The sequence below is a fragment of the Vibrio paucivorans genome, assembly GCF_054053395.1.
In genome coordinates this window covers 1,670,470-1,696,625 of the sequence record NZ_CM133231.1, presented here as the reverse complement: position 1 = coordinate 1,696,625, position 26,156 = coordinate 1,670,470, and the positions used below count along the sequence as shown (strand labels likewise).

The 26,156-nt window shown below is 45.7% G+C and carries 28 protein-coding genes; 9 read left to right on the top strand and 19 right to left on the bottom strand.

The annotated features are described in order from the left end of the window. Nucleotides 1-2: 2 nt before the first annotated feature. The 5 genes from ACXABW_RS23080 to aroG all read right to left on the bottom strand — a co-directional run bounded on the left by ACXABW_RS23080 (nucleotide 3) and on the right by aroG (nucleotide 5,167). Nucleotides 3-857: a C13 family peptidase gene (locus tag ACXABW_RS23080; protein WP_457525789.1), complete on the bottom strand. Its 855-nt coding sequence runs from the start codon at nucleotides 855-857 to the stop codon at nucleotides 3-5. A 191-nt stretch (nucleotides 858-1,048) separates the two neighbouring features. After that, a complete protein-coding gene (gene tnaA / locus ACXABW_RS23075; RefSeq protein WP_457525787.1) occupies nucleotides 1,049-2,515 on the bottom strand; it encodes a tryptophanase in 1,467 nt (488 codons plus the stop codon). A gap of 592 nt (nucleotides 2,516-3,107) precedes the next feature. Further along, nucleotides 3,108-3,533, bottom strand: a complete 426-nt coding sequence (locus ACXABW_RS23070; protein ID WP_457525785.1) for a hypothetical protein — start codon at nucleotides 3,531-3,533, stop codon at nucleotides 3,108-3,110. Further along, nucleotides 3,530-3,967 (bottom strand): CC0125/CC1285 family lipoprotein, encoded by a 438-nt coding sequence (locus ACXABW_RS23065; RefSeq protein WP_457525783.1) that lies wholly within the window; start codon nucleotides 3,965-3,967, stop codon nucleotides 3,530-3,532. Before ACXABW_RS23065 ends, ACXABW_RS23070 begins: the two co-directional genes overlap by 4 nt. 147 nt (nucleotides 3,968-4,114) lie before the next feature. Continuing rightward, nucleotides 4,115-5,167: a 3-deoxy-7-phosphoheptulonate synthase AroG gene (gene aroG / locus ACXABW_RS23060; RefSeq protein WP_252033453.1), complete on the bottom strand. Its 1,053-nt coding sequence runs from the start codon at nucleotides 5,165-5,167 to the stop codon at nucleotides 4,115-4,117. Between the two features lie 307 nt (nucleotides 5,168-5,474). On the opposite strand from aroG, the gene ACXABW_RS23055 reads away from it, so the two are divergent. Genes ACXABW_RS23055 through ACXABW_RS23040 form a run of 4 tightly spaced genes read left to right on the top strand, consistent with a single transcriptional unit; the run spans nucleotide 5,475 to nucleotide 8,803 of the window. After that, nucleotides 5,475-6,188, top strand: a complete 714-nt coding sequence (locus tag ACXABW_RS23055) for an amino acid ABC transporter ATP-binding protein (RefSeq protein WP_457525780.1) — start codon at nucleotides 5,475-5,477, stop codon at nucleotides 6,186-6,188. Then, nucleotides 6,188-6,985 carry an amino acid ABC transporter permease gene (locus ACXABW_RS23050; RefSeq protein ID WP_457525778.1) on the top strand — a complete coding sequence of 266 codons (798 nt, stop codon included), beginning with the start codon at nucleotides 6,188-6,190 and terminating at the stop codon, nucleotides 6,983-6,985. Before ACXABW_RS23055 ends, ACXABW_RS23050 begins: the two co-directional genes overlap by 1 nt. A gap of 23 nt (nucleotides 6,986-7,008) precedes the next feature. Next, nucleotides 7,009-7,857: a transporter substrate-binding domain-containing protein gene (locus ACXABW_RS23045; RefSeq protein ID WP_457525776.1), complete on the top strand. Its 849-nt coding sequence runs from the start codon at nucleotides 7,009-7,011 to the stop codon at nucleotides 7,855-7,857. A gap of 25 nt (nucleotides 7,858-7,882) precedes the next feature. Then, on the top strand, nucleotides 7,883-8,803 hold the full coding sequence (locus tag ACXABW_RS23040) for an amino acid ABC transporter permease (protein ID WP_457525774.1): 921 nt from the start codon (nucleotides 7,883-7,885) through the stop codon (nucleotides 8,801-8,803). 198 nt (nucleotides 8,804-9,001) lie between these two features. Here the strand turns inward: ACXABW_RS23040 and ACXABW_RS23035 are convergent, their stop codons facing one another. The 8 genes from ACXABW_RS23035 to ACXABW_RS23000 form a co-directional block, all read right to left on the bottom strand. Continuing rightward, nucleotides 9,002-9,436 (bottom strand): TadE/TadG family type IV pilus assembly protein, encoded by a 435-nt coding sequence (locus ACXABW_RS23035; RefSeq protein ID WP_457525772.1) that lies wholly within the window; start codon nucleotides 9,434-9,436, stop codon nucleotides 9,002-9,004. Beyond that, nucleotides 9,433-9,885 (bottom strand): TadE/TadG family type IV pilus assembly protein, encoded by a 453-nt coding sequence (locus ACXABW_RS23030; RefSeq protein ID WP_457525770.1) that lies wholly within the window; start codon nucleotides 9,883-9,885, stop codon nucleotides 9,433-9,435. The genes ACXABW_RS23035 and ACXABW_RS23030 overlap by 4 nt, the downstream gene beginning before the upstream one ends. 19 nt (nucleotides 9,886-9,904) lie before the next feature. Continuing rightward, nucleotides 9,905-11,338: a pilus assembly protein TadG-related protein gene (locus tag ACXABW_RS23025; protein WP_457525768.1), complete on the bottom strand. Its 1,434-nt coding sequence runs from the start codon at nucleotides 11,336-11,338 to the stop codon at nucleotides 9,905-9,907. A gap of 155 nt (nucleotides 11,339-11,493) precedes the next feature. Further along, nucleotides 11,494-12,180 (bottom strand): hypothetical protein, encoded by a 687-nt coding sequence (locus ACXABW_RS23020; RefSeq protein ID WP_457525766.1) that lies wholly within the window; start codon nucleotides 12,178-12,180, stop codon nucleotides 11,494-11,496. A gap of 173 nt (nucleotides 12,181-12,353) precedes the next feature. After that, nucleotides 12,354-13,250, bottom strand: a complete 897-nt coding sequence (cyoE, locus tag ACXABW_RS23015; RefSeq protein ID WP_457527188.1) for a heme o synthase — start codon at nucleotides 13,248-13,250, stop codon at nucleotides 12,354-12,356. 26 nt (nucleotides 13,251-13,276) lie between these two features. Further along, complete coding sequence (locus tag ACXABW_RS23010; RefSeq protein ID WP_252033441.1) at nucleotides 13,277-14,305, bottom strand: COX15/CtaA family protein; 1,029 nt, start codon at nucleotides 14,303-14,305, stop codon at nucleotides 13,277-13,279. A gap of 91 nt (nucleotides 14,306-14,396) precedes the next feature. Beyond that, on the bottom strand, nucleotides 14,397-14,942 hold the full coding sequence (locus ACXABW_RS23005) for a hypothetical protein (RefSeq protein WP_457525764.1): 546 nt from the start codon (nucleotides 14,940-14,942) through the stop codon (nucleotides 14,397-14,399). Then, nucleotides 14,939-15,718, bottom strand: a complete 780-nt coding sequence (locus tag ACXABW_RS23000; RefSeq protein ID WP_457525762.1) for an SURF1 family protein — start codon at nucleotides 15,716-15,718, stop codon at nucleotides 14,939-14,941. Before ACXABW_RS23000 ends, ACXABW_RS23005 begins: the two co-directional genes overlap by 4 nt. Nucleotides 15,719-15,737: 19 nt before the next feature. Here ACXABW_RS23000 and ACXABW_RS22995 point away from each other — a divergent pair, with 19 nt between their 5' ends. Beyond that, entirely contained in the window at nucleotides 15,738-15,965 is a 228-nt protein-coding gene (locus ACXABW_RS22995; protein WP_252033435.1) for a DUF2909 family protein, read from the top strand. 26 nt (nucleotides 15,966-15,991) lie between these two features. On the opposite strand, the gene ACXABW_RS22990 is transcribed toward ACXABW_RS22995, so the two are convergent. From ACXABW_RS22990 to coxB, 4 genes are read right to left on the bottom strand one after another with little or no spacing between them, the layout of a single operon-like run. Next, on the bottom strand, nucleotides 15,992-16,876 hold the full coding sequence (locus tag ACXABW_RS22990; protein WP_457525760.1) for a cytochrome c oxidase subunit 3: 885 nt from the start codon (nucleotides 16,874-16,876) through the stop codon (nucleotides 15,992-15,994). Then, a complete protein-coding gene (locus ACXABW_RS22985; protein ID WP_457525758.1) occupies nucleotides 16,873-17,604 on the bottom strand; it encodes a cytochrome c oxidase assembly protein in 732 nt (243 codons plus the stop codon). Before ACXABW_RS22985 ends, ACXABW_RS22990 begins: the two co-directional genes overlap by 4 nt. Nucleotides 17,605-17,623: 19 nt before the next feature. Then, nucleotides 17,624-19,255: a cytochrome c oxidase subunit I gene (gene ctaD / locus ACXABW_RS22980; RefSeq protein ID WP_252033430.1), complete on the bottom strand. Its 1,632-nt coding sequence runs from the start codon at nucleotides 19,253-19,255 to the stop codon at nucleotides 17,624-17,626. Then, on the bottom strand, nucleotides 19,252-20,418 hold the full coding sequence (coxB, locus tag ACXABW_RS22975) for a cytochrome c oxidase subunit II (RefSeq protein ID WP_457525756.1): 1,167 nt from the start codon (nucleotides 20,416-20,418) through the stop codon (nucleotides 19,252-19,254). Before coxB ends, ctaD begins: the two co-directional genes overlap by 4 nt. Before the next feature lie 343 nt (nucleotides 20,419-20,761). Here coxB and ACXABW_RS22970 point away from each other — a divergent pair, with 343 nt between their 5' ends. Next, nucleotides 20,762-22,468, top strand: a complete 1,707-nt coding sequence (locus ACXABW_RS22970) for a phospho-sugar mutase (protein ID WP_457525754.1) — start codon at nucleotides 20,762-20,764, stop codon at nucleotides 22,466-22,468. Between the two features lie 61 nt (nucleotides 22,469-22,529). On the opposite strand, the gene ACXABW_RS22965 is transcribed toward ACXABW_RS22970, so the two are convergent. Then, on the bottom strand, nucleotides 22,530-23,162 hold the full coding sequence (locus ACXABW_RS22965; protein WP_457525752.1) for a LysE family translocator: 633 nt from the start codon (nucleotides 23,160-23,162) through the stop codon (nucleotides 22,530-22,532). 247 nt (nucleotides 23,163-23,409) lie between these two features. On the opposite strand from ACXABW_RS22965, the gene ACXABW_RS22960 reads away from it, so the two are divergent. The 3 genes from ACXABW_RS22960 (at nucleotide 23,410) to ACXABW_RS22950 (ending at nucleotide 25,413) form a co-directional block, all read left to right on the top strand. Further along, nucleotides 23,410-24,219: an AraC family ligand binding domain-containing protein gene (locus ACXABW_RS22960; protein WP_457525750.1), complete on the top strand. Its 810-nt coding sequence runs from the start codon at nucleotides 23,410-23,412 to the stop codon at nucleotides 24,217-24,219. 130 nt (nucleotides 24,220-24,349) lie between these two features. Then, complete coding sequence (locus ACXABW_RS22955) at nucleotides 24,350-25,090, top strand: AzlC family ABC transporter permease (RefSeq protein ID WP_457525748.1); 741 nt, start codon at nucleotides 24,350-24,352, stop codon at nucleotides 25,088-25,090. Then, nucleotides 25,090-25,413, top strand: coding sequence for an AzlD domain-containing protein (locus ACXABW_RS22950; RefSeq protein WP_265686180.1), 324 nt, complete (start codon nucleotides 25,090-25,092; stop codon nucleotides 25,411-25,413). The genes ACXABW_RS22955 and ACXABW_RS22950 overlap by 1 nt, the downstream gene beginning before the upstream one ends. 24 nt (nucleotides 25,414-25,437) lie before the next feature. Here ACXABW_RS22950 and ACXABW_RS22945 read toward each other — a convergent pair whose 3' ends face one another. Beyond that, nucleotides 25,438-26,052 carry a fumarylacetoacetate hydrolase family protein gene (locus ACXABW_RS22945; protein ID WP_457525746.1) on the bottom strand — a complete coding sequence of 205 codons (615 nt, stop codon included), beginning with the start codon at nucleotides 26,050-26,052 and terminating at the stop codon, nucleotides 25,438-25,440. Nucleotides 26,053-26,156 lie beyond the last annotated feature (104 nt).

The following is a 26,156-nucleotide window of genomic DNA, read 5'->3' as shown; positions in this document are numbered from 1 at the left end:
TATTATTCTAAGTTCACAGAAGCGAGTTTGTTTCGGATTGGAGACTCGGCCACCAACATTGGATTTGAATGTTCGAAACCTTTGTCACGTTCTTTCTTTGCGATCTCTTCTATTGCATCGTTAAATGCCTCTGTTAAAGAAGAATTATTCGACAGGCCATTCTTGAAGAAGGCTTCACCAAAGTAAGTGTATTGATCAGCAGAGCTGCACCCAAAGGACGGCTGATGGGGATCGCTTGCGGTAATCACCATCGTATTCGGCCCTTTCAACTCATTGGCAAACCGACCAGAGAAGCAAGCAGAAACCACTACAACGCGCCATTTGAACCCTGCGGTATCGAGCTCCCGCTTTAATTCTTCCGGTGTAATTAACCCTTTATGATTGGCACCGTAATAGGTATAGAGCCCATATTGATTGCCTTCGAAAGTACCATGGCCGCTCAAAAACAAAAATAGGACATCGTTATCGATATCCATAATGTTCGCTACATTTGATAGTGTCTTGTTTAGGTTCTCAGGAGTCGCCATCGGAATCGTTTCCGACGTATTGCTGTTGTTGAGAAGTACTGCACCTCGACCTTGAAGTCCAAACTGCTGCTCGAGCAAACTTTTAGCAAGATTCACTTCGTTGCTGAATACCTTCAAGCTCGAATCCGCTGCAAAGCCAACATAATATACCTCCGCCACTTCCGGCTTCTGCGGCTGTAGTTGGTTAGTGTTTTGCTCAACTAGCAACGGCTGAGCATCCAGCACCGCCTGATTGACACAACCAGTAAGAAACAGGATCATCAAAACAACGCTTCGTTTCACTACTGAGGCAAGCTGCGCTCTCTGGCTAGCCATCCAATTCCTTTTCATTATCTACCCACTCCTATATTCATCTACCGCCAATCTATATGACTGACAGAGGAGAAAATATTAGGAGTGTTGAAACTTGCCTTTTGGCTAATGTATTAGAGTTCTATCAAACTACTCACTTACAAAAATTGGAGAAATCACTCGCAATAAAAAGCGCGACCTTGGCCGCGCTTGATGTTTAGCTGAAAAGCCTAGACTTCAGCGAGTTGCTTCTTTGGAGATGTCTGTTTTACCTCGCTAACCTCAACCTCTTTAAGTTGCGCTGTAAAATGGCGTAAAACAGGCGGCTCATAAGTAAACTCTAATCCTTTCACATTAGCTGCATTCGCTTTCACTTTCTCAAACGCTTCAATGATGAAATCCATATGAGTTTGGGTGTAAGTGGCTCGTGGTATGGTTAGGCGCAATAACTCTGCCGGACATTCATGTTGCTCACCCGTCGCAGGATCACGGCCTAATAGCAATGAGCCTATTTCCACTGCCCGAATACCCGCCACTTTGTACAGTTCGCATGCGAGAGCGTGTGCTGGAAATTGCTCGGCCGGAATATGGGGAAGCATCTTACCTGCATCGACAAACGCAGCATGGCCACCAGCTTGCTGACAAACGACACCTATTGCTTCAAGGCCATCCACTAAGTACTGTACCTGACCTATACGATAGGCTAACCAATCTTGCCTCATCCCATCGTACAGTCCTACAGCAAGGCGCTCCATTGCACCGCCTTCCAAGCCACCATAGGTTGGGAACCCTTCCTGGACTACACACAAGGTCCGACATTCAGTGTAGACATCCATAAACGCGTCATCTTTGAAGCACAATAAGCCACCCATTTGAACCATAGCGTCCTTTTTAGCCGACATCGCTAAACCATCGGCGTATTTGTAGGATTCCTTCGTGATCTGCTCGATGCTCCAATCTTGGTATCCCGGCTCACGTTGCTGAATGAAATAAGCGTTCTCTGCGTATCGAGCAGAATCCATGATGACTGGAATATCGTATTTTTGTGCGATCTGATACACCGCTTTAAGATTTGCAATCGAAACAGGTTGCCCCCCTGCGGAGTTACAGGTGATGGTGCTAACGATATACGGCACGTTCTCTGCGCCTGCATCGAGTATAGCTTGCTCTAATTTCACAAGATCGAAGTTGCCTTTAAAGTCGGCGTTAACTGCAGTATCAAACGCTTCTTCGGTATATACATTTTTCGCCACGCAGCAGTTGACCTGAGTATGGCCTTGAGTAGTGTCGAAAAAGTAATTGGATAGCGCAACCATCTTCGATCGGTCTAAACCCTTCTCCAATTCTCGTTTTTTAATCAAGACAGGAATATAGATTTGTTCTGCACCACGGCCTTGGTGAGTCGGAATAGTAAGCGAATAGCCAAAAATATCTTCAACTGCATTTTTTAACGCATGGTAACTGCGACTACCGCTATACGCTTCATCTCCTCGAAGCATTGCCGCTTGCATATCTTGGGTAATTGACCCCGTACCACTGTCGGTCAGCAAGTCGATAAAGACGTCTTCACTGTCCAATAAAAATGGGTTCATGCCTGCGTCCAAAATAGCACGCTCACGATACTCTCTTGTCGTGCGTTTCACTGGCTCAACAACGCGAATACGAAACGGCTCAGGTAGATGTTTAAAGTTTTCCATAAAATAACCTTGTCACGCTTAAAGAGTTTCTCTCAGAACGATGTCAAAGAGTATTTGCCTAAAGCGCCTAAAATAATGCTGCCAATCACCGTTTATTTAGGTTGTAAAAATCCCCTCACAAATAAACAGCGAGTAAAACTAAATTCGTATTAGTAAAAAGGCGGTAGCAGTTAAGCCCGTTATATATGCTAAGAACTAAGCAAAACTATAATTAGAAAATCAACACTCATTGCAGTTAAGAGCACTAGGGTTGCTACGCCATCAGATGCAGCGATGGTTATTCTGAGGATAGGTGGAATGAGAGCTGGTGATCGAGGTTATACCAGGCTTGCTGTGTAAGCCATGCAGTTGATTGCCATTTAAGGTACATGTCCATTTTATGTTCCTCTTCTGAAAACCAATTAGGTGAATAGAGTGTCTTTTCTATCAATATCCCAATCATTAATACATACATTATAGCTATATTTGTGATCGCGGCATTTATATTTCACATCCTTTAGACATTGCCATATAAAACAATGCACAGTCATTTTCCAATCAATACCTATGTTTTGAAGAGGCTAAAAAAATGGCCCTAAATAGGGCCATTTCATTACTTAGCAGAGCAAATGCTTCTTCCAGTGGTTTTTTCAAAGTCCAATCCAACTCGATTGATATCAGCAAATTTATATACTTCGACACGACATCGGTTTGATTCTATCTCCCAGTTTGCGAAGTAGTTTTCACCTGCTTTTGGCACAAAACTAATCGCTGGGTTACAACGATACGTCACAACTCCATTGTCACTATAATATGAGTTTCCGATCGTCAATCTTTCTCCGACCGGTATTAGTGCATTGTTGTTTTCATCGGCCTTTAGCTGGAATTTTTTATCATCGATACAGAGCCACGCCCTTGGTACCTCTTTAATGTTGACCATTGTGGTTTCATCACCTTCTTCGGGAACGTAACTCGGCAATGTAGAACACCCTACGAGTAATAAGCCGCTCACCATAACCGCTAGATTCTTATGTTTCATGAGCCTTTTACCTCATCTGTATGCTTCTCGATGATTTCCTGTGCTGAAAATGATCTAGGGCGCTTCTCTTCCTCCATCAATATATAAACTTTGGAAAGCGGCTTATCTGCAACTTGGGTGGTTCGAATAGCAACTATCGGTTGATCCGCAATTGCATGAGCAATACTGCGATAGGCAACAAAGTAGTTCCCACCTCGTTCTTTAACCAATTCAGCGCATCTGTATTTCAGATACAGGTTCACCTTTTCAGGCTCTATAAACCCGTTTCCCCCAAAAACGACCTCGATGAGTTCACCAGGCCCCTCTTGCTCAACAAACCCACCTGTCATACCAAATATTGGGTGTTCAGCACTTTGATAGCCTGTAGCACACCCACTTAGTATGAGGGCGCATAACAAAAGTAGCTTCTTCATAACTTCCTTGATTTCAATCATTTAATAGACCCAAGCGAAAATTAATTGATTCTATAAATGCGTTCAACGAAAAGTAATTCCATTACAAATACAAATGCGAGTGAACTAATAAAAACCATAAAAAAAGGCCCCTATATTAGGAGCCTTTCACTATTCTCATTTGTAAGACTATGCCTTACGACGTGCCTCTACGGCATCAGCTAATTGGCGAAGCACTTTTTCAGTATCTTCCCAACCAATACAAGCATCAGTGATTGATTGTCCGTAAGTTGCCGCTTTGCCATCAACAAGATCTTGGCGACCTTCAACTAGGTGCGATTCAATCATAACGCCGAAGATAGATTTCTCACCATTTGCCATCTGACCGGCTACGTCTTCAGCTACAAGCATCTGACGTTGGAACTGCTTAGAGCTGTTTGCGTGGCTGAAGTCGATCATCACTTTTTCCGGCAAGCCCGATGCTTTCAGCTCTTCTTTAATAGAAGCCACATGGTCAGCGCTGTAGTTAGGCTCTTTACCACCACGAAGAATGATGTGACAGTCTGGGTTACCTGCTGTTTCGATAATCGCTGAATGACCGTACTTAGTTACTGATAAGAAGTGGTGAGATGCACTCGCAGAGCGAATAGCGTCTGACGCAATTTTGATGTTGCCATCCGTACCGTTTTTGAAGCCCACTGGACAAGATAGACCAGACGCTAATTCACGGTGTACCTGAGATTCAGTAGTACGAGCACCGATAGCACCCCAACTAATAAGGTCACCCACGTATTGTGGCGTGATCATATCTAGGAATTCACTTGCAGTTGGCATACCCATATCAGTCAGATCAAGTAGCAACTTACGACCCATGCGAAGGCCATCATTGAGTTTGAACGTATCGTTCATATAAGGGTCGTTAATTAGACCTTTCCAACCAACCGTTGTACGTGGCTTTTCAAAGTAAACGCGCATTACCACTTCTAGGCGGTCACCCAGTTCATCACGAAGTACTTTTAAGCGTTTACCGTATTCTAACGCAGCTTCTGGATCATGAATTGAACAAGGACCAACGATAACCAATAGACGGTCGTCCTTGTCTTCTAAAATATTGTGAATCGCTTCACGCGATTGAAACGTTGTAGAAGAAGCAACTTCAGTAGCAGGAAACTTCTCTAAAACTGCTACTGGTGGTAATAATTCTTTTACTTTGTTAATTCGTACATCATCTGTTTGAAACATTGCTTACTTCTTCCTATTTATCTCGCTTTGAACGTGTTGCCATCAACATTGATGCATATTTGTTCAAGGCTTCTAATCTCTCTTCCCTGTAACTTATCTACTAAAAACGAGAAGTTCAATCATTAATTTAATCAAAAGGCAATATTTCTTGTAATTTTACACTTACACCAGCATGTAAAATTTAGTTTACAACCAAATTAACCGATGATATTGACTGCAAACTAGCCGAATAGCGTTAGGTTCAAAGTGCATTATCACCTTGATATTGCTAAGGTAGTAGCATAACTAAAACAACCTAATCGTCAGTATGAGCGTCATTGAGTTTACTAATGTCGACAAATGGTATGGAAAATTCCATGCCTTAAAACAAATCAATCTGTCCGTGATGAAGGGAGAGATTGTCGTTGTTTGTGGACCATCTGGATCCGGCAAATCGACACTGATCCGCACAGTTAATGGGCTGGAGTCGATTTCAAATGGTGAAATCTCCGTGCTTCCTGATTACAGCACGCCACCAGCAGGTAAAGTGGGGATGGTGTTTCAGCACTTTAACCTATTCCCCCATTTGACCGTATTAGACAATTTAACCCTTGCCCCGATTCGTACGCTCAAACTGAGCAAGCAAAAAGCAAAAGAACGAGCCTTACATTTTCTCGAGCGGGTTAATATCGTCGAACAAGCCAGTAAGTATCCTGTACAGCTTTCCGGTGGACAGCAGCAACGTGTCGCTATTGCTCGCTCTCTTTGTATGCAACCGGAAATACTGTTGTTTGATGAACCTACGTCTGCGCTCGACCCAGAGACTATTCACGAGGTACTCGATGTGATGGTCGACCTTGCAAAAGATGGCATCACCATGATGTGCGTAACTCACGAAATGGGGTTTGCTCGGAAAGTAGCTGATCGCGTCATTTTCATGGATCACGGTGAAATATTGGAAATGGCTACTCCAGAGCAGATATTTAGCCACCCTAAGCACGCTCGTACTCAGCAATTTCTTGATCAGATTTTAAGCCACTGATGTTGATAAAGTTATTTAAACCCATAGTTTCAGCGATAGCTCAAATTGCCTTAGTGATAATGGCAATGGTATGGCTATTGGACTCGGGTGCGCAATCAATGGGCTATCAATGGCAGTGGGAACGAGTCCCCGATTATCTCGCGTTTTACGAAGACGGAGAGTGGTGGCCTGCAGAGCTAGTTGAAGGGCTATTAGTTACCCTCAAGATTTCCGCGATCAGCTTGTTTTTCACCCTTGTCATCGGCTTGGCGACCGCGCTACTCAAACTTTCGGACTCTTTGATTGGCAGAGCACTTGCCAACGGTTATATCGAACTGATTCGTAATACTCCGTTGCTGGTTCAAATCTACCTGCTGTACTTCATATTTGGCCCTGTCATCGGCTTGGACCGCTTTTCCACTGCGGTACTTGCTTTGTCTTTGTTTCAAGGCGCGTATACCGCAGAAATTATCCGAGGTGGGCTAAAAAGCATTCCAATAGGGCAAGCTGAAGCAGCAAAAACATTAGGGCTATCGCCGTTTTTCACCTTTAAAGACATTATATTCCCTCAGCTCCTACAAAGAACCTTGCCTCCAATGACGAACGAGGTCGTGTCGCTGATTAAGAACTCCTCCATTGTCAGTGTCATGGCGATATTCGACTTAACGACGGAGGGACGTAACATCGTGTCAGAAACCGCAATGCCGTTTGAAATCTGGTTTACGGTAGCTGCAATGTATTTGCTTTTAACCCTAGCTTTGTCTGGGTTGTCAGCATGGCTAGAGCACAGGCTGGGCGCTCAGTGGCGCAGTCAGTAAAGTGCAAAAACATGGAGAATAAGATGAATAATATAGGAAAATGCTTTTCGCGCAGAAGTTTTACCAAAACAATCACCGCCCTACTTGGGCTCGCGTTGTTCTTGCCAAGTACTTCCGCACTAGCAGATATAGAGACCCCAAACCTTGATGCTATCAACGACCGTGGCACGCTAAGAGTCGGTATGTCGACCTTTGTTCCGTGGGCTATGCGTGATAAACGAGGGGAACTTATCGGCTTCGAAATTGATGTCGCCAAACGACTGGCGCAAGACTCCGGTTGGAAAGTTGAGTTTGTACCAACCGCTTGGGATGGCATTATCCCTGCGCTCCTTGCTAAAAAATTCGATGTGATTATCGGCGGCATGTCGGTGACACCTGAACGTTCAAAAAGCGTTCTATTCTCAGTACCTTACTCTCACTCAGGAGTACAGGTTGCGGCAAGTAAAGAGCTCGCAGAGGGTTTCTCACAGTTCAGTGACTTCAACTCTAGACGAGTCAAAATAGCGGCTCGCCGTGGTGCATTCACTGTACAAGTTGCTCGTGAAACATTCCCTAAGGCAAAAATCCTTCAATTCGATGACGATGCTCAGGCATTCCAAGAAGTATTAAATGGCAACGCACATGCTGTAATCGCTTCTAGCCCGAAACCAGAACATGAAGCGGTTAAACATAGCGATAAACTATTTATCCCATTCACGGATCGCCTGTCAAAAGGCAATGAAGCGTTTGCTGTTCGACTGGGCGAAGAAGACAAGAAAGCCTTCTTCAACAACTGGATTCAAGCCCGCACCGATGACGGTTGGTTACAAGAACGCTATGAATATTGGTTCTCTACCCTAGACTGGCAAGATCAGATCGCTTCTGGTCAATAACAAACTCGAACATATTGGAGACTAAGTGTCTGAAGTAAAGGCATCAGCCCAACCAACACTCTTAGCAAAGAAGCGTGATTTTCGACTTAATAAGCTCGATGTCACGCTGCTTGTGATCGTCGCAATTTTTACTTACTGGTTATATCAACGTTCGACGATTGGAGTGAATTACCATTGGCGTTGGGCTGATGCTTTTGATCTGGTTTTCACTTCTCGTTCCGATGGTAGCTTGCCTTACTTCTTTCAAGGTGTTCTCGCGACATTGAGGCTGAGCCTATGGGGTATGTTACTTGCCATCGGGCTGGGGACATTGCTTGGTCTAGCTCGACACAGCAAGATTACATTGTTTTCAGTGCCAGCAAACATCTTCATCCAGTTGGTTCGCAACATTCCCCCACTGGTTTTCGTATTTATTTTCTACTTTTTCATTTCCAACCAAGTCATTCCATTGTTAGGGCTTGAATCTTTACTACGTGGCTACACTGGACAAATTGCGTGGTGGCAGCTAGCTCTGTTTGGCTCAGCGAATTTGTGGGAAAACCTACTGTCTGGCGTGCTCTGCATTGGGTTACTTTCTTCAGCCTATATCGCAGAAATCGTACGTTCTGGTCTTGCTGGCGTTGAAAAAGGGCAATGGGAAGCATCACACTCGCTTGGGTTGTCAACTTGGTCAAAATATCGCTACGTTATCGCGCCTCAAGTCCTCTCGGCAATTACTCCAGCTATAGCTGGGCAAGCGATTTCACTGATCAAAGATACTTCAATCGTCTCGCTAATTTCGATTCAGGAAATGACCTTCGTCGGAACAGAGATCGCCAACTCATCAGGGCTGATCTTTGAGATTTGGTTATTGGTAGGCGCGTGTTATTTGGTGCTGTGCCTCTCGTTATCCATGCTGTTTAGGCGGCTGGAAAACAAAAATAGCCAATACCTTAGGGCCTGTTGAGCTTTCGAGCTGATTTTTGCAGCAACTTGTGGGAAATTTCTATTTCTTTACAAACAAGAGCAGGCAGAGGCTTGGATGTGTAGCTAGCCTACACGAGAAGCCGATAACGCAGTAGAAATGAACCACAAAGGCTGCCCGAAGGGTTCGAGCTAGGCGCCCCCATCCGAACAAAATTTAACCATGAAAAATTAACAGACCCTAATAATAGATAATTCCCTGTGAGGTACTGGAAATAGTTAGGCTTGGAATCAACACAGTCGTACCAAAAAAGTCAGTGCTCACTGTGACCTGAACACTCTGACCAGAGTCTTTTAATGGGTTATCATCACCATCCAATGTCCAAGTTATATCAACATCGGCGTCCGATAATATACTAGAGTGCCCTTGAACATAGCTTTTGATATCGGCATCAGATGCCGGAGCATCTGCACTTCGACGATCGTCCTGCGCCGCTTCGGAACCTCTGACTACTATGTATCTCACTCCTTGTTTCGCTGCGTGGGCAACAATGTTGAAGGTGTAGATGGCTCTAGCACCCTCAATTAGCCCAAAGGTCACCAAAAAGAACGCGACCATCACGATAGACAACTCGGCAATCGATACCCCTTTTTGCTTACTCGGCAACGTCATCATTGGACTCGTATCTCCGCTGTGTCAGAAAGCTGAATTTGCTCGGGAACGCCTGGGTAAGAAATTGTGGTACGAAAATCTCGCGTCGTCGTGACCTCTACAAATATCTGAGTACTACTGCTGCATGAGTTGCTGGTGCAGTTCACCTCGGTTGTTGAACCAGGGCAGCGGCAAAAACGACGAGAACTGACTCCAACGCTCGTTTCGTTATTGCCATCAATGACTAAATCTCCTGCATCGTTCAACGCGATAGTATTCATTCCCGTAAAGTCTGTTGCATGAGAAGCGCTCTGAGCGCCATAACCAGCGGCCACGCGCGCCGCATTGGAATTGGTAATCGATGCGTACATCACCCTACCCGCATCGACTGTAGCAACAAACAACAATAGCAACACTGGTACAACTAATGTCATCTCTACCGCAGCGTAGCCGGACTCTAGTTTCATTCTCATATCATCACCATCCTGTCCGCTACTCGACCAAGGTTACTCGTTTTAACGGTGAGCTATCACTGCTCCCCGTAAAGTTATCGATTTCTACATCCGAGCCACTCGATACCTCTAAAAATTTTGACACTAATATCGATTTAGAGCTGCTGCCTGACGATCCACTGTGGAACTTTAAGTGCTGATTCCACGCATAAACCGCGCCATTTAAAATCGCATCGGCATCACTGTCGATTCGATTCACAGGATCCGAGCCAGGGTCATCGCTTTCAGGTGCAAGCCTGTCGGAGAAAAACAAAACGCCATCCAGATCATTCTCACACTCTTTCCCACTAGAGCCACCATCGCATGCAGGTGCGGATAGCTCCACCGTCGCGCCCGACTTAATATCTAGAGGCCAATACCATTCTGGGCCATTATCAGGGCTGTGATCTGAATTAGAGTCATCGCATTCCCAAAAACAAGTGTTGTAGAAAGAAACATCTTCGCCTTTTAGTGTCGAGCTGCTGCCATCTACAACAAGTCCTCCTCCTCGTAAGATATACACCCCAGGGTTAAGGGTTGTGGTGCCATCTTTGATAAAGAGCCCCCCGCAATACACTCCAGGGTTTAGAGTTCTGTTGCTTTCAACCGTATAAGGTTCGTACGGCCCTCCCGAATCTTTTTCCTTACCACTACAGCCAGATGCATTGCAGCTTTCCTCTGGGGCACAACTGGCCGCCGTATAAGTGACGGAAGGAGGAGTTAATCCAGAAAAGGGATCGGGAGCTGGAATCGGTTTTTCGGATGCTGGTGCGCCTTGCCCCTCTATAGGGCATTCACTAGAGCCAGTACATTCATAGTTGCTGCTGCTACCCTCTGAGCCTCCCACTACCGTAATTGTTGTCCCTTCGATATCAGCACCACTGGTTACGGATAAACCTTTGCTGTCGCTCGAGTTCACAAAGACTCCGCAGTTAGTAATGAGCTCTGAGCTACTACTTACCTCTAAGGCTTTCTCTTTGTTAGGGGCAAGGACATATACGCAATTCAGCGAATTTGCGGTATTGCTGTTCGCCGTGGCACGCACGCTGTATTCAAGCTCATCGAAACCAATCACAGATAAAAACGACGTCCCGACCTCATGGGTAATGATCACTTCCACTGAAAAATCATCGCCACTGTATAGTCCAGATGTAGGAGGGTTATTAATGGTAACAGTTACACCATCGACACCATTCACAAAACCATGAGTTGATGCCGCTGTTGAGGCGGAGGAATTAATATCGCTGTCATTGCCATAAAACTTCTCGAATGCTCCAGCTAACGCTGCGGAATCAGCGGCCGTTTGAGCGTCTCGATATTGAGAAAAAGCGTTGCCTGTATCTAATGCAAAGCCCGTCATTGCAAGCAGAAGTAGCATGGCCATAGTTGCTACTACGGTCACTAATCCAGTTTGTTTTTTTGCTCTTCGTTGCACCTCACACCTCCTTGAGTAACGCGCGCTGAAAGCTTTAGGCTCATACAAAAGTTTAGTGCAGCACAGAGCTGAGTGTGTGGCATTCAATAGCACTTTCTTGCCATCTCGAACAACAAAGTCCTATTTGAGGTGAAGCAACCTTAAGGAGAGAGAAACTATTGAGAAAAAGTATCAAACAGGCTGGCGCAGCGAGACTCCACATACACGCCAATTTGGGTTTCGAGTAAGTAACTAGAAGAAAATTCTACCCTACTGAGTTCTTTCGAAGGTGTGTGTTTGCTCATTTCATCGAGAAACTGCTTATCCCCGAAGGTATAATCGACCCGCTGTTTTAAAAGAAGCTCTAAACCAACCTCTAAGTTGTCCACCAGCATTACCTCCATGCCAGCTTGAATAAACTGTTTCGCAAATGGGCCTTCAAGGTCGGTTCGTATTAACGCGACAGATTGACCAGACAATTCAGACAAAGATTGCCAATAAAACGCACCAGTTTGCTTGATCCTGAATAACCCCAGTTGAACCACTTGGCTAGACAAACTTACGAACTGCGAACGTTGTGATTTAGGTGGTGGGTAGAAGCTCATACACCACCCCGGATTTTCAAGGGTTTGTAGAGCACGTTTAGGTGGCAGGAAAATGGGAATAAGCATGCTGGAGTCTACATGAGACAATTTTTCCTTCAGCAGGCGAAAAGCAATGCCTCCATCTTCTAGGTCTGGCGAAGTAAAAGGCGGGTAATCTATTGCGACAACTGAATATCTGTCTTTATTTGACTCGGCAAACACATAAAATGGCAGCCAAAGCACCAAGAAATACAGATATTTCAAACCTGATAATCGCAAGTGCTTCCTCCTTCGATTGCACATATTCCGTTGTACACAGCTGTTACTGCACGCCAGTCAAAGTTACTGACATTAACATCAACAGCACTCAGAAAAGACTGAAGTTTAGTGGTCTCACTCGCATTGTTCTTAAGCAATAAGTACCAAACTAAACCAATAGTGCACATCCAACACTACATCAAGTAGTGATCCAGCAGTAACGCAATAAACAACAGCATTAAGTGATAGATGGAGAATTTGAACGTACCAATCGCAGACTTATCATGTGCATGGTATTTGAGCTCCCACGCTGAATAGATGAAACCAGCACTCAATACACTAGAAATAGCTAAATACAAGCCGCCGCTCATACCGACTAAAACAGGAAACAGCACAATCAATGCAAGCAAGACGGTATAAAGCAGTATGGATGTTTTGGTGTATTCGACGCCGTGAGTCACAGGTAGCATTGGAATATCCGCTTTGGCGTAATCTTCCCTACGATGGATAGCCAGCGCCCAGAAATGCGGCGGTGTCCAAATAAAAATGATCATAACCAGCAGCCAAGCGTGGGCATGTAGCTCCCCAGTGACCGCGGTCCAACCGAGTAGTGGAGGCATTGCTCCTGCAATACCAGCAATAACAATATTCTGTGGTGTGGCGCGTTTGAGGTAAAGGGTATACACCACAGCGTAACCGAGTAAACTAGCGAAAGTCAGCCATGCAGTGAGTGCATTCACTCCCACCATTAATATGCCAAAGCCCACAACCCCAATAGACACCGCAAATATAAATACTCTAGACGCTTTAATATCCCCAGACGGCAACGGACGCTTGTGAGTTCTTGCCATAATTGCGTCTATTCGTCGGTCGATTAAATGATTAAACGCCGCCGCTGAGCCTGCCATTAAGCCTATCCCAGACAGCCCTAATATCGTTTCTTGCACAGGCAATGCGCCCGGGACAGCCAAACACATACCAACAAGTGCTGTGAGTAGCATCAATGCGACCACTTTAGGTTTGGTTAGTGTGAGATAAGTTCGCCATGGTGCGTCAGTCACGATTTTTGAACGGGTCTGCTCACGATTCATCGCTTGAGGAAGTGTCGCTGATTTACTCATGAGATTCTCTCCTTGTTCAATTCGATCGCTTCATTGGGGTGCCAAAGCAAGAAATTAACGTGCAACACCGAAAGTAGCAGCAATGCCGCGACCAGGTTATGTGCGACTGCAACCGCTAACGGTAAGCTAAACGCCACATTGCTAATGCCGAGTAATATTTGCAACGTTAATACCACCAAAATCCGCCACCCCATACGATTGAGCTCAGGTATGGGTTGAGCGAAACATTGGCGCACCAATATCAGAGCCACCATGGTCGTGACCATCGCACCTATTCGATGGCTGACATGAATCGTCATTCGAGCACCGTAATCCAAGACCCCAAACTCATAGGAGTCATGCCCAGGCTGAATCAGCTTAAATGCGGTACCGAAATCGAGATAAGTCATCCAGTTACCTTCACAAATAGGTAAAGCTGTACACATAAGGGCTGCATAATTCGATGACGTCCATCCCCCCAGCGCTATTTGAGCAATCACAACCATTAGGGTGACAACAGCAAGCGGTCGAAGCATGGGAGGAATGGCTAAATGATCGATTGGCATCTCATCTTTAATCAGGCACCAATAGAGTAGAGCTAAGCCACACAAAAGTGTAAAGCCCCCCAGTAAGTGCCCCATTACGACTATTGGCATCAGTTTCAAAGTGACGGTCCACATACCAAGTAATGCTTGAAATACCACAATCGCGCACAAAGCTAAGGGGAGATAGAGAGGAGTTTGAGGGCGCTGAGCCCGGTTCATTACACACACGGCTAGAATAGCGAAAATTGCCAAGCCAAGTGTGCCTGCAAAATAGCGGTGAATCATTTCAAGCCATGCTTTGTCAGGCTCTACAGTAAGATCTGGGTAACGTTGATTGGCTTGTAGCAACTCTTTCGCATCCGTTGGCACAGTCAATTGACCATAACACCCAGGCCAGTCAGGGCAGCCTAAACCAGCATCTGCAAGCCTCGTGTACGCACCAAGAATGATGACGACAAACGTGAGAATGAGACTGAACCTAACCAACATCACCAAATTCATATGCTCTCCTTGCTATACGTTCACTTTGGCTAAATGAGTCCGGAAGATCGAGCTATCCACTACATCGTCAATCTACTCGTGTCGAGCGCTATCACCCAACACGAGATAGCTTTAGCAGTTTCCTTAAGTCAGCCAGCAACCCTTTGCTTTGTGGCACCAACGCCTGCTCGGCATCAACTTTAGGGTACCGCATCACAAGCTGACCAAGCGGATCAACGATGACATAGTCAGACGCTTTTACTTGCTCATTAAAACTTTCATTAATGGTAATCACCTGAAATTCATAGTCTTTTATTATTGTAGTATCACTTTTCTCAGAGAGTAAAATGACAGGTGTGACCCTTGTTTGATATTTTCCTAATGCTAGGTGGCTTTGCCCCAAAAAATACAGCTGCTGCACACAAAAATCATCACAATTGTCCGGGACTAAATACGCAAGTTGCCATGACTTCTTATCAAGCGGGTTATTCACCCCCAAAGATTGATAAGAAACCGAAGGTTCAAGCAAGGTTCCTTTGTTCGTTACTCCCTCTTGGTACCAGTGATTGCTGAGTACAAGCTTCGCAATCAAAGCCGGCATTGCGAAAGTAAATACAAGGCCCAGTAGTAACAAGCGGCCTCTCAATTTCTGATTCATTGTCGCTCTCCTTGCTGATCGCGAGTGATCCTTTTCAGAGACTTATAAGTCACCCAACTCGACAAAATGCACAGTGCTAATGCCATCGAAAACCATTGAAAAGCGTAGCCATAGTGCTTAGTCGATTTCATTGGCACTGGCTTCCAAGGCTGCGAATAGGGCCAATCATCTTGCTGAGGTTGCAGTACATATGCCGCCAAAGGCACACCAAATAAGGTAGATAACTGCTCAATATTGAGGTTTTGAATTCTATATATACCCTGCATAAATTCACTCTGGATATCCGAACTCAACGGGTTGTGTGAGCGAGTATAGACTCGCCCCTCAAGCTTATGGGGCGTATCTAGCCAACTTATGGTAGGCAAAGTGCGCCTATCACGCATCGCAGCAATGAACCCGCGTTCGACCAACAAGTATTGACCGCTACGACTGCGCATTACCTGCAGAGCCAAATACCCTACTTTACTCGGACCATTTGACTTTGCTCGGTAGGTTTGGTTGTCTAAATACACATAAGCGTTTGGTACAGGCTCAAGTTCCGCCCATATTTTCATCCCTACTAAATCGAGGCTGACTGCCCTACCTTGCCGTCCTTGCTGTATTCGTAAGAACTCCGCCAAAGGTATTGCCGGCTTAGATTGATAGTTTGCGAGCTGAACTTCCATTGTTTGCTTGTCATCTCCTCTACCCAACTGCCAGAAGCCCAGTTTGACCAATACGCTAAATACGACCACAGTTACTATTAAACCAAACCAAAACTGTTTACTTTTCAACATAATGCCAAGCGAGGTCGCGATGACACTACTGTTCAAATTGGTACTTGTTTTACTTCTGCTATTCATTGTATTCAACCTAGCAAGAGCCATGGTTCAAATGGTCAAAGAGCCCAGCGATGAAGATGAAAACCGCAAACCAATGAGCCATTACTTGGGCCGTCGGGTCATGCTTTCCGCAGTGGTTGTGGTACTGCTGATCGTCGCTCTGCTTAGTGGATGGATTGAGCCTAATGCTCGCCCTTACTAGGTCCGTCCTTACTAGGCCCGACCTCTTTAAAGCACGTAAACAAACACAAATAGCCCCAACCAAACCACATCAACAAAATGCCAGTACCAGCTACCTGCTTGGAATGCAAAGTGATCCTTAGGGGTGAAGTGGTCTTTGGCGACACGGAACAAGAGCACGGATAGGAAGATAGTCCCTAAACATACATGGAGGCCATGGAACCCCGTCAGCATGAAAAAGGTGTTGCCGTATATCCCAGACTGTAATGTCAGCCCCATATCTTGGTAAGCGTGAGCGTACTCTACAAATTGGTAGTAAAGGAAAAAGCCGGCCAACACGATGGTGATTTCTAACCAAACGATCAACGCCATGCGCTTGTTTTTCTCTAAACTCACATGCGCCATATGCAGCGTAATGGAAGACAAAAGCAGGATAATCGTATTGGTCAGTGGAATGCCCTGCCACGGCATCGCTTGAGTGGTTTCACCACTGGGTGTTGTCGTGAGTGGCCACATGGCTTCAAATGTCGGCCAGAGCACCTCGTGAGTCATTATATTATTGTCTGCACCACCTAACCAAGGCACTGAAAACATACGAGCATAAAATAGAGCACCGAAAAAGGCTCCGAAGAACATCACCTCAGAGAAGATAAACCAGCTCATACCCTGTCTAAATGAACGAGCAATCTGATTGGAATACAGCCCAGACATCGACTCTGTCACCACATTGGTAAACCAACCCGCTAACATGTACAGCAGCACCACGAAACCCAGAATCAGAATCACAGTACCAAAACCGCTGGCTGCTCCTCCAGTTTGTGTGCCTTGAACCGTTAATCCCGCACCGACAGCAACTAAAAACAGTGCGACTGCACCAATGATTGGCCAACTACTCTGCGCGGGCACATAGTAAGGTTGATGTTTTGAACTCATGGGGTCACTCCTTGTGTCGAGCTAACGCGAGCCAATTGACTGCCATCTTCAGGATATTGCTGTTCAAGATATTGCTGTTCAAGATAGTCATCGCCCATAAATGGGGCTATGTGCGCGGTATTCGCTCCATCATCAGCTTGCTGAGTACTCTCAGGTTCGACAGCATCCGTGATGTTGTACAGGGTATAGGACAGAGTCAGCGTATGGATTGAATCCGGAATATCTGGCTCTATGTAAAAGATCAGTGGCATTTCTGCCTGAGCCTTTGCTTCCAATGGTTGATGATTGAAGCAGAAGCACTCAATTTTATTGAAATAATTCGCCCCCAGCCCCGGTGATACCGATGGCACGGCCTGGCCAATAAGTGAACTTCCAGACTGGTTTGTTGCGAGGTACGTGGTTTGAATCACTTGCCCCGGGTGTACATCCATTGTTCTGGTTTCAGGGACAAACTTCCAAGGCATATCAGGGTTAATATGCGCCATAAACTCAACTCTTACGGTGCGACTGGTATCAGGCACCATACCTTGTGGTTGAATCGCTGAGACCGTATTGGTTTTACCGTTAATACCCAAAGCTTCACACATGACGTCGTACAAAGGGACAAGGGCAAAGCCAAATCCAAACATCGCAACTACCGCAACCAACAACTTAGCCGTCAATTTGGCATTCTGTTTGCTGCTTTGACTATCACGGGCTTCGGCATTGGATTGATTACGCGGCTCCATATCATCCCCCTCACTCAGTTCAGTCTACTTTCGGCGGGGTTGAGAATGTATGGTGCGGTGCGGGGCTTGGTACGGTCCATTCTAAACCTTCTGCACGCTCCCATGGTTTGGCCGGAGCTTTTTCACCACCACGAATACACTTGATCACCACCCACAAGAAAATGAGCTGAGAAACACCGAATGCAAAGCCACCTATAGACACAATTTGGTTAACATCTGCAAACTGGATGGCGTAGTCAGGAATTCGCCGAGGCATACCCGCTAATCCTAGGAAGTGCATAGGGAAGAAGAGGACGTTGACCGAAATAACAGAACACCAAAAGTGGAGCAAACCAAGCCGCTCATCGTACATATGTCCTGTCCACTTCGGCAGCCAGTAATACGCCGCTGCCATAATTGAAAAGACCGCTCCAGATACCAACACATAATGGAAGTGAGCGACAACAAAGTAAGTATCATGATATTGGAAATCCGCTGGCACTATCGCCAGCATCAGTCCGGATAGTCCACCAATGGTAAACAGTACGATGAACGCAATCGCAAATAACATTGGCGTTTCAAACGTCAATGCGCCTCGCCACATCGTCGCGACCCAGTTAAATACTTTTACCCCAGTTGGCACAGCGATAAGCATGGTGCAATACATGAAGAACAGTTCTGCAAATACCGGCATCCCCGTAGTGAACATATGGTGTGCCCATACTAAAAATGACAACAGCGCGATACTGCACGTCGCGTACACCATCGAATGATAACCAAACAGCTTTTTACCGCTAAAGGCCGGCACAATCGCCGAAATGATCCCAAATGATGGCAGGATCATGATGTAGACCTCGGGGTGACCAAAAAACCAGAAAATATGCTGGAACATAACTGGATCACCACCACCAGCCGCATCAAAGAAGCTGGTTCCGAAGTACTTATCGGTCAATACCATGGTCACGGCACCAGCGAGCACGGGCATAACAGCTATCAGCAGGAATGCGGTGATGAGCCAAGTCCAAACAAACAAAGGCATCTTGAACCACGTCATACCCGGAGCGCGCATATTGAAAATGGTAACAATCACATTGATTGCCCCCATGATCGAACTGATGCCCATGATATGAACCGAGAACACGAATAAGGCGGTGCTGTCTGGGCCATATGTCGTGGACAGTGGCGCATAGAAAGTCCAACCAAAGTCAGGGCCACCGCCTTCAGTAAACAGCGATGCTAACAAAATCAAGAACGCAAAAGGTAGAATCCAAAAGCTCAGGTTGTTCATTCGAGGCAGTGCCATATCTGGCGCGCCGATCATCATTGGGATCATCCAGTTTGCAAGCCCAGTAAAGGCTGGCATTACCGCCCCAAACACCATGATAAGCCCATGTACTGTGGTCATCTGGTTAAAGAAATCTGGCTCTACCAACTGTAAACCGGGCTGGAACAGTTCGGCACGTATGATCATTGCCATTGCGCCGCCAGTTAGGAACATAATGAAGCTAAACCAGAGATAAAGTGTCCCTATGTCTTTGTGGTTAGTTGAATATATCCAGCGTGCAATGCCGCTTGGAGCGTGGTGATCATCGTGAGAGTCGTGAACGCTGCCGCCAACTTCAGCTTCCGTTGCAGGTGCAGACTTTACATTTCTATCCGTGGACGTTTTCATTGTCCCTCCTTAGACTCTTCACTTGCTTGCTTAAACTGATTGATATCCGACGCTTGAATCACATCTCCAGTGTCATTACCCCAAGCGTTACGTTGGTACGTAATAACAGCCGCGATTTCTTGGTCGGTAAGTTGATTGGCAAACGCCTGCATAGCCGTACCCGAACGGCCATTGACCACAATATCAATGTGAGCATCGACGTCGCCTGTGGCAATCTGGCTGCCTTTAATGGCAGGGAATGCGCCGGGAATACCTTCACCAGAAGCTTGATGACAGACAGCGCATCGGTCGACATACACTTTATCGCCAATCGCCATAAGCTCTTCCATTGAAAGTGAACTGGTGAGCGCTTGCTCTGCTTGTTTCTTCGCCTCTGCGAGCTCTAGCTTCTTATCAGCCAGCCACTGGTCGTATTCGTCTTCTTCCATTGCATGGACCACAATCGGCATAAAGCCATGCGCGCGTCCACATAATTCAGCACATTGCCCACGGTAAACACCCGGTATATCGATCTTTGTCCATGCTTCATTGATAAACCCAGGAATGGTGTCTTTCTTCACAGCAAAATCAGGCACCCACCAAGAGTGAATAACGTCATCAGAAGTCATCAAAAATCGGATTTTTCGATTAATAGGAACAACAAGGGGATTATCGACTTCTAACAAATAATGGGCCCCCTTTGCTTCGATACCTTCTATTTGCTTTGAACTCGTCGCTAGCAAACTAAAAAACTCGACATCTTCGCCAAAGTAGCTGTAATGCCACTTCCACTGGGAGCCGGTAATTTTTATCGTGAGATCGGATTGGGAAGTATCTTCCATAGCGATAAGAGTTTTGGTCGCCGGAATGGCCATTGCGATCAAGATTAAGATAGGGATAACAGTCCAAATAATTTCGACTTTGGTGCTTTCATGGAAGTGGGCTGCAACGGCACCCTTAGATTTGCGGTGATTAATAATGGAGTAAAACATCACCCCGAACACCACGACAGCGATTGCACAACAAATATAAAAGATCAGCATATGCAGGTCGTATACCTGACCACTTATCTCGGTGACACCTTGAGTCATATTCAAGGGTTGTTCTGCCGAAATCGCTGGCGCAGCAAAGCCAACAAACATCAAATCGGTCAACAGCCAAAGACTCGCCTGTAATCTTTTCAAAAGATCTCTCCTCTGCCCACATGCACCTACCATGGTGCGCATACCCCACTGGATAAGAACCATGCGGGTATAAGCGTACGCCGAGCTTCCAACAGCGTAACGTCACGGAAAAACTCCGTAAAAACAGCGAATTCGACACAATTTGTTATATTTATGTTAATTAACGTTAGTTAACGAATGTCAATAGCGCAAGAAAGTCCTACTATTTATGTAAGCCACTCTATTTCTGATAATTAACTCAATAACAAAGTCAGGAGTAAGGGTAAATTTAACGATTGCGCTCTCGCAAATGATAATCAATATCAGTTAGTATCAGATCAATATACGGACAAAGGTTATCGATATGATTGAACAAGTAACAACATGGTTGGAGCGAGATCCCGACCCTAGAACACGTGAAGAACTCCAATACCTTATTGATGAAAAGATGGTCGATGAGCTTGCAGATCGGTTTAAATCACGACTTGAGTTTGGTACGGCTGGTTTAAGAGGCATGGTTGGCAGCGGTCCAAATCGAATGAATCGATTGGTGATTCAAGAAACAGCAACAGGCCTTGGCCACTACCTAGTGAAAAAGGTCGACAATGCCACCAAGAGAGGCGTCGTAATTGGATATGATGGCAGGCTCGATTCTAAGCAGTTTGCCCATGACACCGCATCAGTGCTAACTGCACTCGGAATCAAGGTGTACTTAACTCATGCCGTTGCAGCAACACCGATTGTTGCTTTTGGGGTTAAGCACTGCAATGCAGCAGCTGCCGTTGTTGTTACCGCCAGCCATAACCCTCCGGAGTACAATGGGTTTAAAGTGTACTGGGAAAATGGCGCTCAAATTATTCCTCCTCATGATTCCGGTATTGCCGCTGAAATAGAGTTAGCCGCAACTAGGCCGCTACCGCTGATGCCAATAGAAAGCGCCGAAGCAAATGGCTTGTTGGAATGGCTAACAGACGGCTACTACCAAGCATATCGCCAAGCAAATAACCAAAACTCGCTCCTACAAAGTGATGCAGACCCAAGCAAAATGATCATCGCTTATACAGCAATGCATGGCGTAGGTGCAGATATGGCTGAAACCCTTCTCGCTGACGCGGGCTATAAGACTTTCTTCAGTGTGGATGAGCAGCGTCAACCAGACGGCAACTTTCCAACCGTAAACTTCCCGAATCCAGAAGAAGCTGGGGCCATGGATATGGTCATCAATTTGGCAGATTCCGTTGGCGCGCAAATCGCGTGTGCCAATGATCCCGATGCTGACCGCTTTGCTGTCGCAGCCCGTAAAGATAACGGCGAATACCAAATGCTCACCGGAGATCAAGTAGGTGCCCTATTCGGCCAATACCTGCTGGATAAATCCAGCGCAGAACGTCCGCTGGTTGGCAACACCATTGTGTCGTCTAGTTTGCTGGAAAAGATCGCGACCTCTCATGGCGCACGCTATTACCAAACCCTCACTGGGTTTAAATGGCTAACGAATGTCGCAATGCTTAATCAAAGTGATGAAAGCCCTTTCTTGTTCGCTTATGAAGAAGCGTTAGGTTATACCATCGGCAGCCAGGTATGGGATAAAGATGGCTTATCTGCATTGGTCGTCTTCGCTCAGCTTTCAGCAGAGATCTATAACCAAGGTAAAACACTGTGGCAGCAGCTAGAGTCTATCTACAGACAACATGGTTTATATGTAAACGCGCAAAGAAGTATTGCTTTGAACCCAGACTCGCCGCCTATCGGTGACAAACTGCGAGCCTCACCGCCAGAAGAAATAGCAGGGCTAAAAGTACTGGTCACAGAAGATCTAAAAGCCTCACTCAAGTTTGTTACGGGTGGCCGAACAGAAGCATTAAACTTGCCCGCCAGTGATGTTCTTATCTACCATCTTGAAGGTGGAGCAAGGGTCATTGTTCGCCCTTCAGGCACTGAGCCGAAGTTGAAATGCTACTACGAGGTGGTCGAAGAGTTTCCCGAGTCGGATGAATATCAAACGGTGCAAGATAAAGCGCAAGCTTCCATGGACCAGTTGATCAAGCAGCACCAAGCGAGCTTAAGCTAAAACATATTGACGATGAAAAGCAAAAAGGCAGCCTGATGGCTGCCTTTTGATTGAGAGCACTCTATGCTGCAAAGCTACTTAACATCCAAAGAGCCAGTAAGATAAAAATTAGCCCCATAAACTTGTGCTGGTACAAGCGGAACTGGGCATTTTCCACTAACGACTTTCCAAGAGAGCCCACTAACGCGACCAATATTAGATTGAATGCTAAGCCCAGCACATTCAGCAATAGCCCAAGGGCTAACATCTGTTCTCCAGAGCTCGCGGTAATGTTGCTTGAAACAAACTGCGGTAAGAACATTACAAAGAAAACCAGTGCTTTTGGATTGAGTAAATTACTCACCAAGGCCCGTTGATAGAAGGCGCTGGCTATTTTATTGCTTTCACCCAGCTCAGGAGTATCTGACGCCTTCACCCGAACACAGTCCCAACCCATTTTCAGCAAATAGGCTCCTCCAAGTAAGTGGAGCGCAATAAGCGCGATAGGACTCATAGCGATAAGCGCAGATACCCCCATCGCAGCCAAAAAGGTGAGAATAATCCCTGAAGTCGCATTACCAAGGCTAGCGAATAGACCAACTTTACGTCCATAGCTCATGCTTGAGCTGGCAATAAGTAACATGTCAGGGCCTGGAAGAAGTAACAAAGCAACCACTGCTGTTAGATAAACAGGGAGAATAGATATATCGATCATTATTATTGATTATAAAACACAGAAAGCGCGAGATGATATAGCAACAAAGAACGGTTATCCATAATTTATCGCCATAAACATTCAAATAACCAATACATAACTACAGCCAACTAGAGTCGTTAGCTAATTAACTGCTCACAAAAGAGCAATTTTGTACAAAATAACTCAGGTGGTCTGATATACACTCTTAAGTATTCATACCAGCGTAACGCCAGTGGCAACCACCAAATCAGGAATACTCCATTCGATGAAAGCGCCATTTAAAGAATCTGCAGAATTTAAAGTTGCCGATGAGCTAGGTGGCTTGGAGCTGCTTAGCGCTCGATACAAAAAGCAGAACTTTTCTCGCCATAGCCATGAAGGCTACACCATTGGCGTTATCGAAAATGGAGCACAGAAATTTTACCGTACTGGCGGTAATCATATCGCCCCTGAAAATAGCATTATCTTGGTTAATGCCGATGAAATGCACGATGGTCATTCTGCTGCTGAGGGTGGCTGGGCATACAAAGCGATGTACCCACTTCCTGAACAGTTTACTACCCTTTGCCAAGATGTTGGCGCACCTTACTTTCCGAAACCTGTGGTCCACGACCCAGAAATGGCGACCCAGCTTAGGTTAGTTTTCGATACGTTAGAACATTCAGACAATAGGCTATTGCGCGAAACCTTGGTATACGGGACATTGGTAAAACTTGCAGGACGCCATGGAAAATCTCACCACGAACCAGACAGTAAAACACAGACGCAAAAACAAATCTTACTGGTCAAAGAGTTTCTCGACGACTTTCCTCAAGCTGATGTGTCATTGGAAGAACTGGCTAAGCTCGCCGGTCTGAGCCCATATTATTTGCTACGCCAGTTTCAGAAAGCTTTCGGCTTCCCACCTCACGCTTATCAAGTTCAAGCAAGATTGCGTTTCGCTAAGAATTTGCTGCGTCAGGGGCAATCCATCTCCGATGCGGCACAAGAATCTGGGTTCCATGACCAAAGCCACTTTCATCGCCATTTCAAGAGAGCGATGGGGGTGACTCCGAAGCAATTCGCCAAAAGTTAGATTCGCCCTAGGCTTTGAACTTGCCTTACCAAAGAAAAGATACCAGATGGCAATTTCATACAATTTGTTTTAAGTACACATCGATAAAGTGGATGCACCAATCAGACGCACCGATACCAAGTTTATTAGTATGGATACATCAATTTTGAACACCAATTCCAATCATGGCTTGAGCAAGCTACAGCTATTTTGGCAAGGAACCGTCGCAATGATGCCATTGAGCATCGCAGTGCTCCCTTGGGGGTTGTTAGCAGGCTCATTTGCTATTGAATCAGGCCTTACCCCATTTGAAAGCCAAGCGCTGTCTTCGATCTTATTTGCGGGTTCAGCTCAACTTGTCGCGACAGGTATGCTGAAAGTTGGCGCGGGAATGGCCACCCTTCTCATGACAACGCTTTTTATCACTTCAAGGCACTTTCTCTATAGTGTATCGATGAGAGATAAGATTAGTGGCTTACCGCTGCGCTGGCGTCTCGGGTTAGGCTTTTTGCTCACTGACGAGCTATTTGCGATATGTGGTCATCAATCACCAAAGCGATTCGAGCCTTGGTACGCTTTAGGAGCAGGTCTCAGTTTTTACCTGTTTTGGAATTTCGCCACCCTGGCCGGTATTGTAGCTGGGAGTTTCATTCCCGGGCTTAATGAACTAGGGCTTGAATTTGCAGTTGCAGCAACATTTATCGCCATTGTCATTCCAACCATCAAAACCAAACCTGTGCTTCTCTCTGTGTTGGTGGCCTTAGCCTTATCTGTGGCACTTAATTACTTCGCTGTTGAAGGAAGCCTAATGATTGCAAGCATAGCAGGAATGTTATCTGGGTATTACGCAGAAAAACTCTTACCTAATCAGCAGAGAGAGGGGCAGAAATAATGGTTATGATCTCTATTTTAGCGATGACAGGATTGGTTTTTATGAGCCGATACTTGTTCCTCGAACCTAAACTGCCGTTAAGGCTGAACCCTCAAGCTCAAAGGTTACTGAGTTATTCTAGCCCAGCAGTGTTGACTGCGATTTGGGCACCAATCGTCTTTATGCCAGACAATCAGTTAGATCTTTCAGTAAGTAACCCATTTTTATGGGCTGCACTACTCGCCGGGCTTATCGCCTGGAAAACCAAAAACGTGTTGCTGACAACAATTAGCAGTATGGTGGTGTTTCTGATACTAAAGCTGGTTGTGTTCGCACCGACATAGCTTTCGGCGGCATTAATTATCGAATTAACTGGCGAGCCATTCAATCTCAATTAGAGTTGTGTCACCACACTTAAGGCGACCAAGAAACACATCACCTCTGTGAACCTCTCCTACTCCCTTGGGCGTACCTGTCATGACAATGTCGTTATCGCACAGGCTAGTGTATGACGAGAGCTGGTCGAGAATGGTCTGCGGAGAATACATCATGTGCGGCACAGTGCCGCACTGTACTCGAACACAATTAATATACAGTTCAATCTGCAAATGCGAGAGCTCAATGTTATTGAGCGGAATAAACCGGCTGAAGACAGCAGAACCGTCGAAGCTTTTCGCTCTTTCCCAAGGCAAGCCTTTTTCTTTAAGCGTACTCTGCAGACCTCGCTTAGTTAGGTCTAAGCCCAAACCCACAGAATGGTACTGCCCATTGCGAACCAAAAAGCAGATCTCAGCTTCATAGTGCAATGGCTCTTGATGGAACGCTTTTAATTGTGAAGTAATCGAACTGTTCGGTTTGTTGAAGACTACCATTTCGTCTGGGATAGCGTTATTAAGCTCTTTGATATGATCTAAATAGTTACGCCCTACACACAACACCTTGCTTGGCACAACCTGCTCATCTCCCACACGAACCGTATTCATAACCCTTCCTTGACGACATACTAATGGCGAATAAATTCTATACGATCGAAGATATATGGGAACAACTTTAGTCAGCGAGATGATCAAAGTAAGATCATGTCCGC

Bases quoted from the DNA above. Each gene is read 5' to 3' on its own strand.
- ACXABW_RS23080 (WP_457525789.1), bottom strand. From the start codon at position 857: ATGAAAAGGAATTGGATGGCTAGCCAGAGAGCGCAGCTTGCCTCAGTA.
- tnaA (WP_457525787.1), bottom strand. From the start codon at position 2,515: ATGGAAAACTTTAAACATCTACCTGAGCCGTTTCGTATTCGCGTTGTT.
- ACXABW_RS23070 (WP_457525785.1), bottom strand. From the start codon at position 3,533: ATGAAACATAAGAATCTAGCGGTTATGGTGAGCGGCTTATTACTCGTA.
- ACXABW_RS23065 (WP_457525783.1), bottom strand. From the start codon at position 3,967: ATGATTGAAATCAAGGAAGTTATGAAGAAGCTACTTTTGTTATGCGCC.
- aroG (WP_252033453.1), bottom strand. From the start codon at position 5,167: ATGTTTCAAACAGATGATGTACGAATTAACAAAGTAAAAGAATTATTA.
- ACXABW_RS23055 (WP_457525780.1), top strand. From the start codon at position 5,475: ATGAGCGTCATTGAGTTTACTAATGTCGACAAATGGTATGGAAAATTC.
- ACXABW_RS23050 (WP_457525778.1), top strand. From the start codon at position 6,188: ATGTTGATAAAGTTATTTAAACCCATAGTTTCAGCGATAGCTCAAATT.
- ACXABW_RS23045 (WP_457525776.1), top strand. From the start codon at position 7,009: ATGAATAATATAGGAAAATGCTTTTCGCGCAGAAGTTTTACCAAAACA.
- ACXABW_RS23035 (WP_457525772.1), bottom strand. From the start codon at position 9,436: ATGATGACGTTGCCGAGTAAGCAAAAAGGGGTATCGATTGCCGAGTTG.
- ACXABW_RS23030 (WP_457525770.1), bottom strand. From the start codon at position 9,885: ATGAGAATGAAACTAGAGTCCGGCTACGCTGCGGTAGAGATGACATTA.
- cyoE (WP_457527188.1), bottom strand. From the start codon at position 13,250: ATGAATCGTGAGCAGACCCGTTCAAAAATCGTGACTGACGCACCATGG.
- ACXABW_RS23010 (WP_252033441.1), bottom strand. From the start codon at position 14,305: ATGAATTTGGTGATGTTGGTTAGGTTCAGTCTCATTCTCACGTTTGTC.
- ACXABW_RS23005 (WP_457525764.1), bottom strand. From the start codon at position 14,942: ATGAATCAGAAATTGAGAGGCCGCTTGTTACTACTGGGCCTTGTATTT.
- ACXABW_RS23000 (WP_457525762.1), bottom strand. From the start codon at position 15,718: ATGTTGAAAAGTAAACAGTTTTGGTTTGGTTTAATAGTAACTGTGGTC.
- ACXABW_RS22995 (WP_252033435.1), top strand. From the start codon at position 15,738: ATGACACTACTGTTCAAATTGGTACTTGTTTTACTTCTGCTATTCATT.
- ACXABW_RS22990 (WP_457525760.1), bottom strand. From the start codon at position 16,876: ATGAGTTCAAAACATCAACCTTACTATGTGCCCGCGCAGAGTAGTTGG.
- ACXABW_RS22985 (WP_457525758.1), bottom strand. From the start codon at position 17,604: ATGGAGCCGCGTAATCAATCCAATGCCGAAGCCCGTGATAGTCAAAGC.
- ctaD (WP_252033430.1), bottom strand. From the start codon at position 19,255: ATGAAAACGTCCACGGATAGAAATGTAAAGTCTGCACCTGCAACGGAA.
- ACXABW_RS22970 (WP_457525754.1), top strand. From the start codon at position 20,762: ATGATTGAACAAGTAACAACATGGTTGGAGCGAGATCCCGACCCTAGA.
- ACXABW_RS22965 (WP_457525752.1), bottom strand. From the start codon at position 23,162: ATGATCGATATATCTATTCTCCCTGTTTATCTAACAGCAGTGGTTGCT.
- ACXABW_RS22960 (WP_457525750.1), top strand. From the start codon at position 23,410: ATGAAAGCGCCATTTAAAGAATCTGCAGAATTTAAAGTTGCCGATGAG.
- ACXABW_RS22955 (WP_457525748.1), top strand. From the start codon at position 24,350: ATGGATACATCAATTTTGAACACCAATTCCAATCATGGCTTGAGCAAG.
- ACXABW_RS22950 (WP_265686180.1), top strand. From the start codon at position 25,090: ATGGTTATGATCTCTATTTTAGCGATGACAGGATTGGTTTTTATGAGC.
- ACXABW_RS22945 (WP_457525746.1), bottom strand. From the start codon at position 26,052: ATGAATACGGTTCGTGTGGGAGATGAGCAGGTTGTGCCAAGCAAGGTG.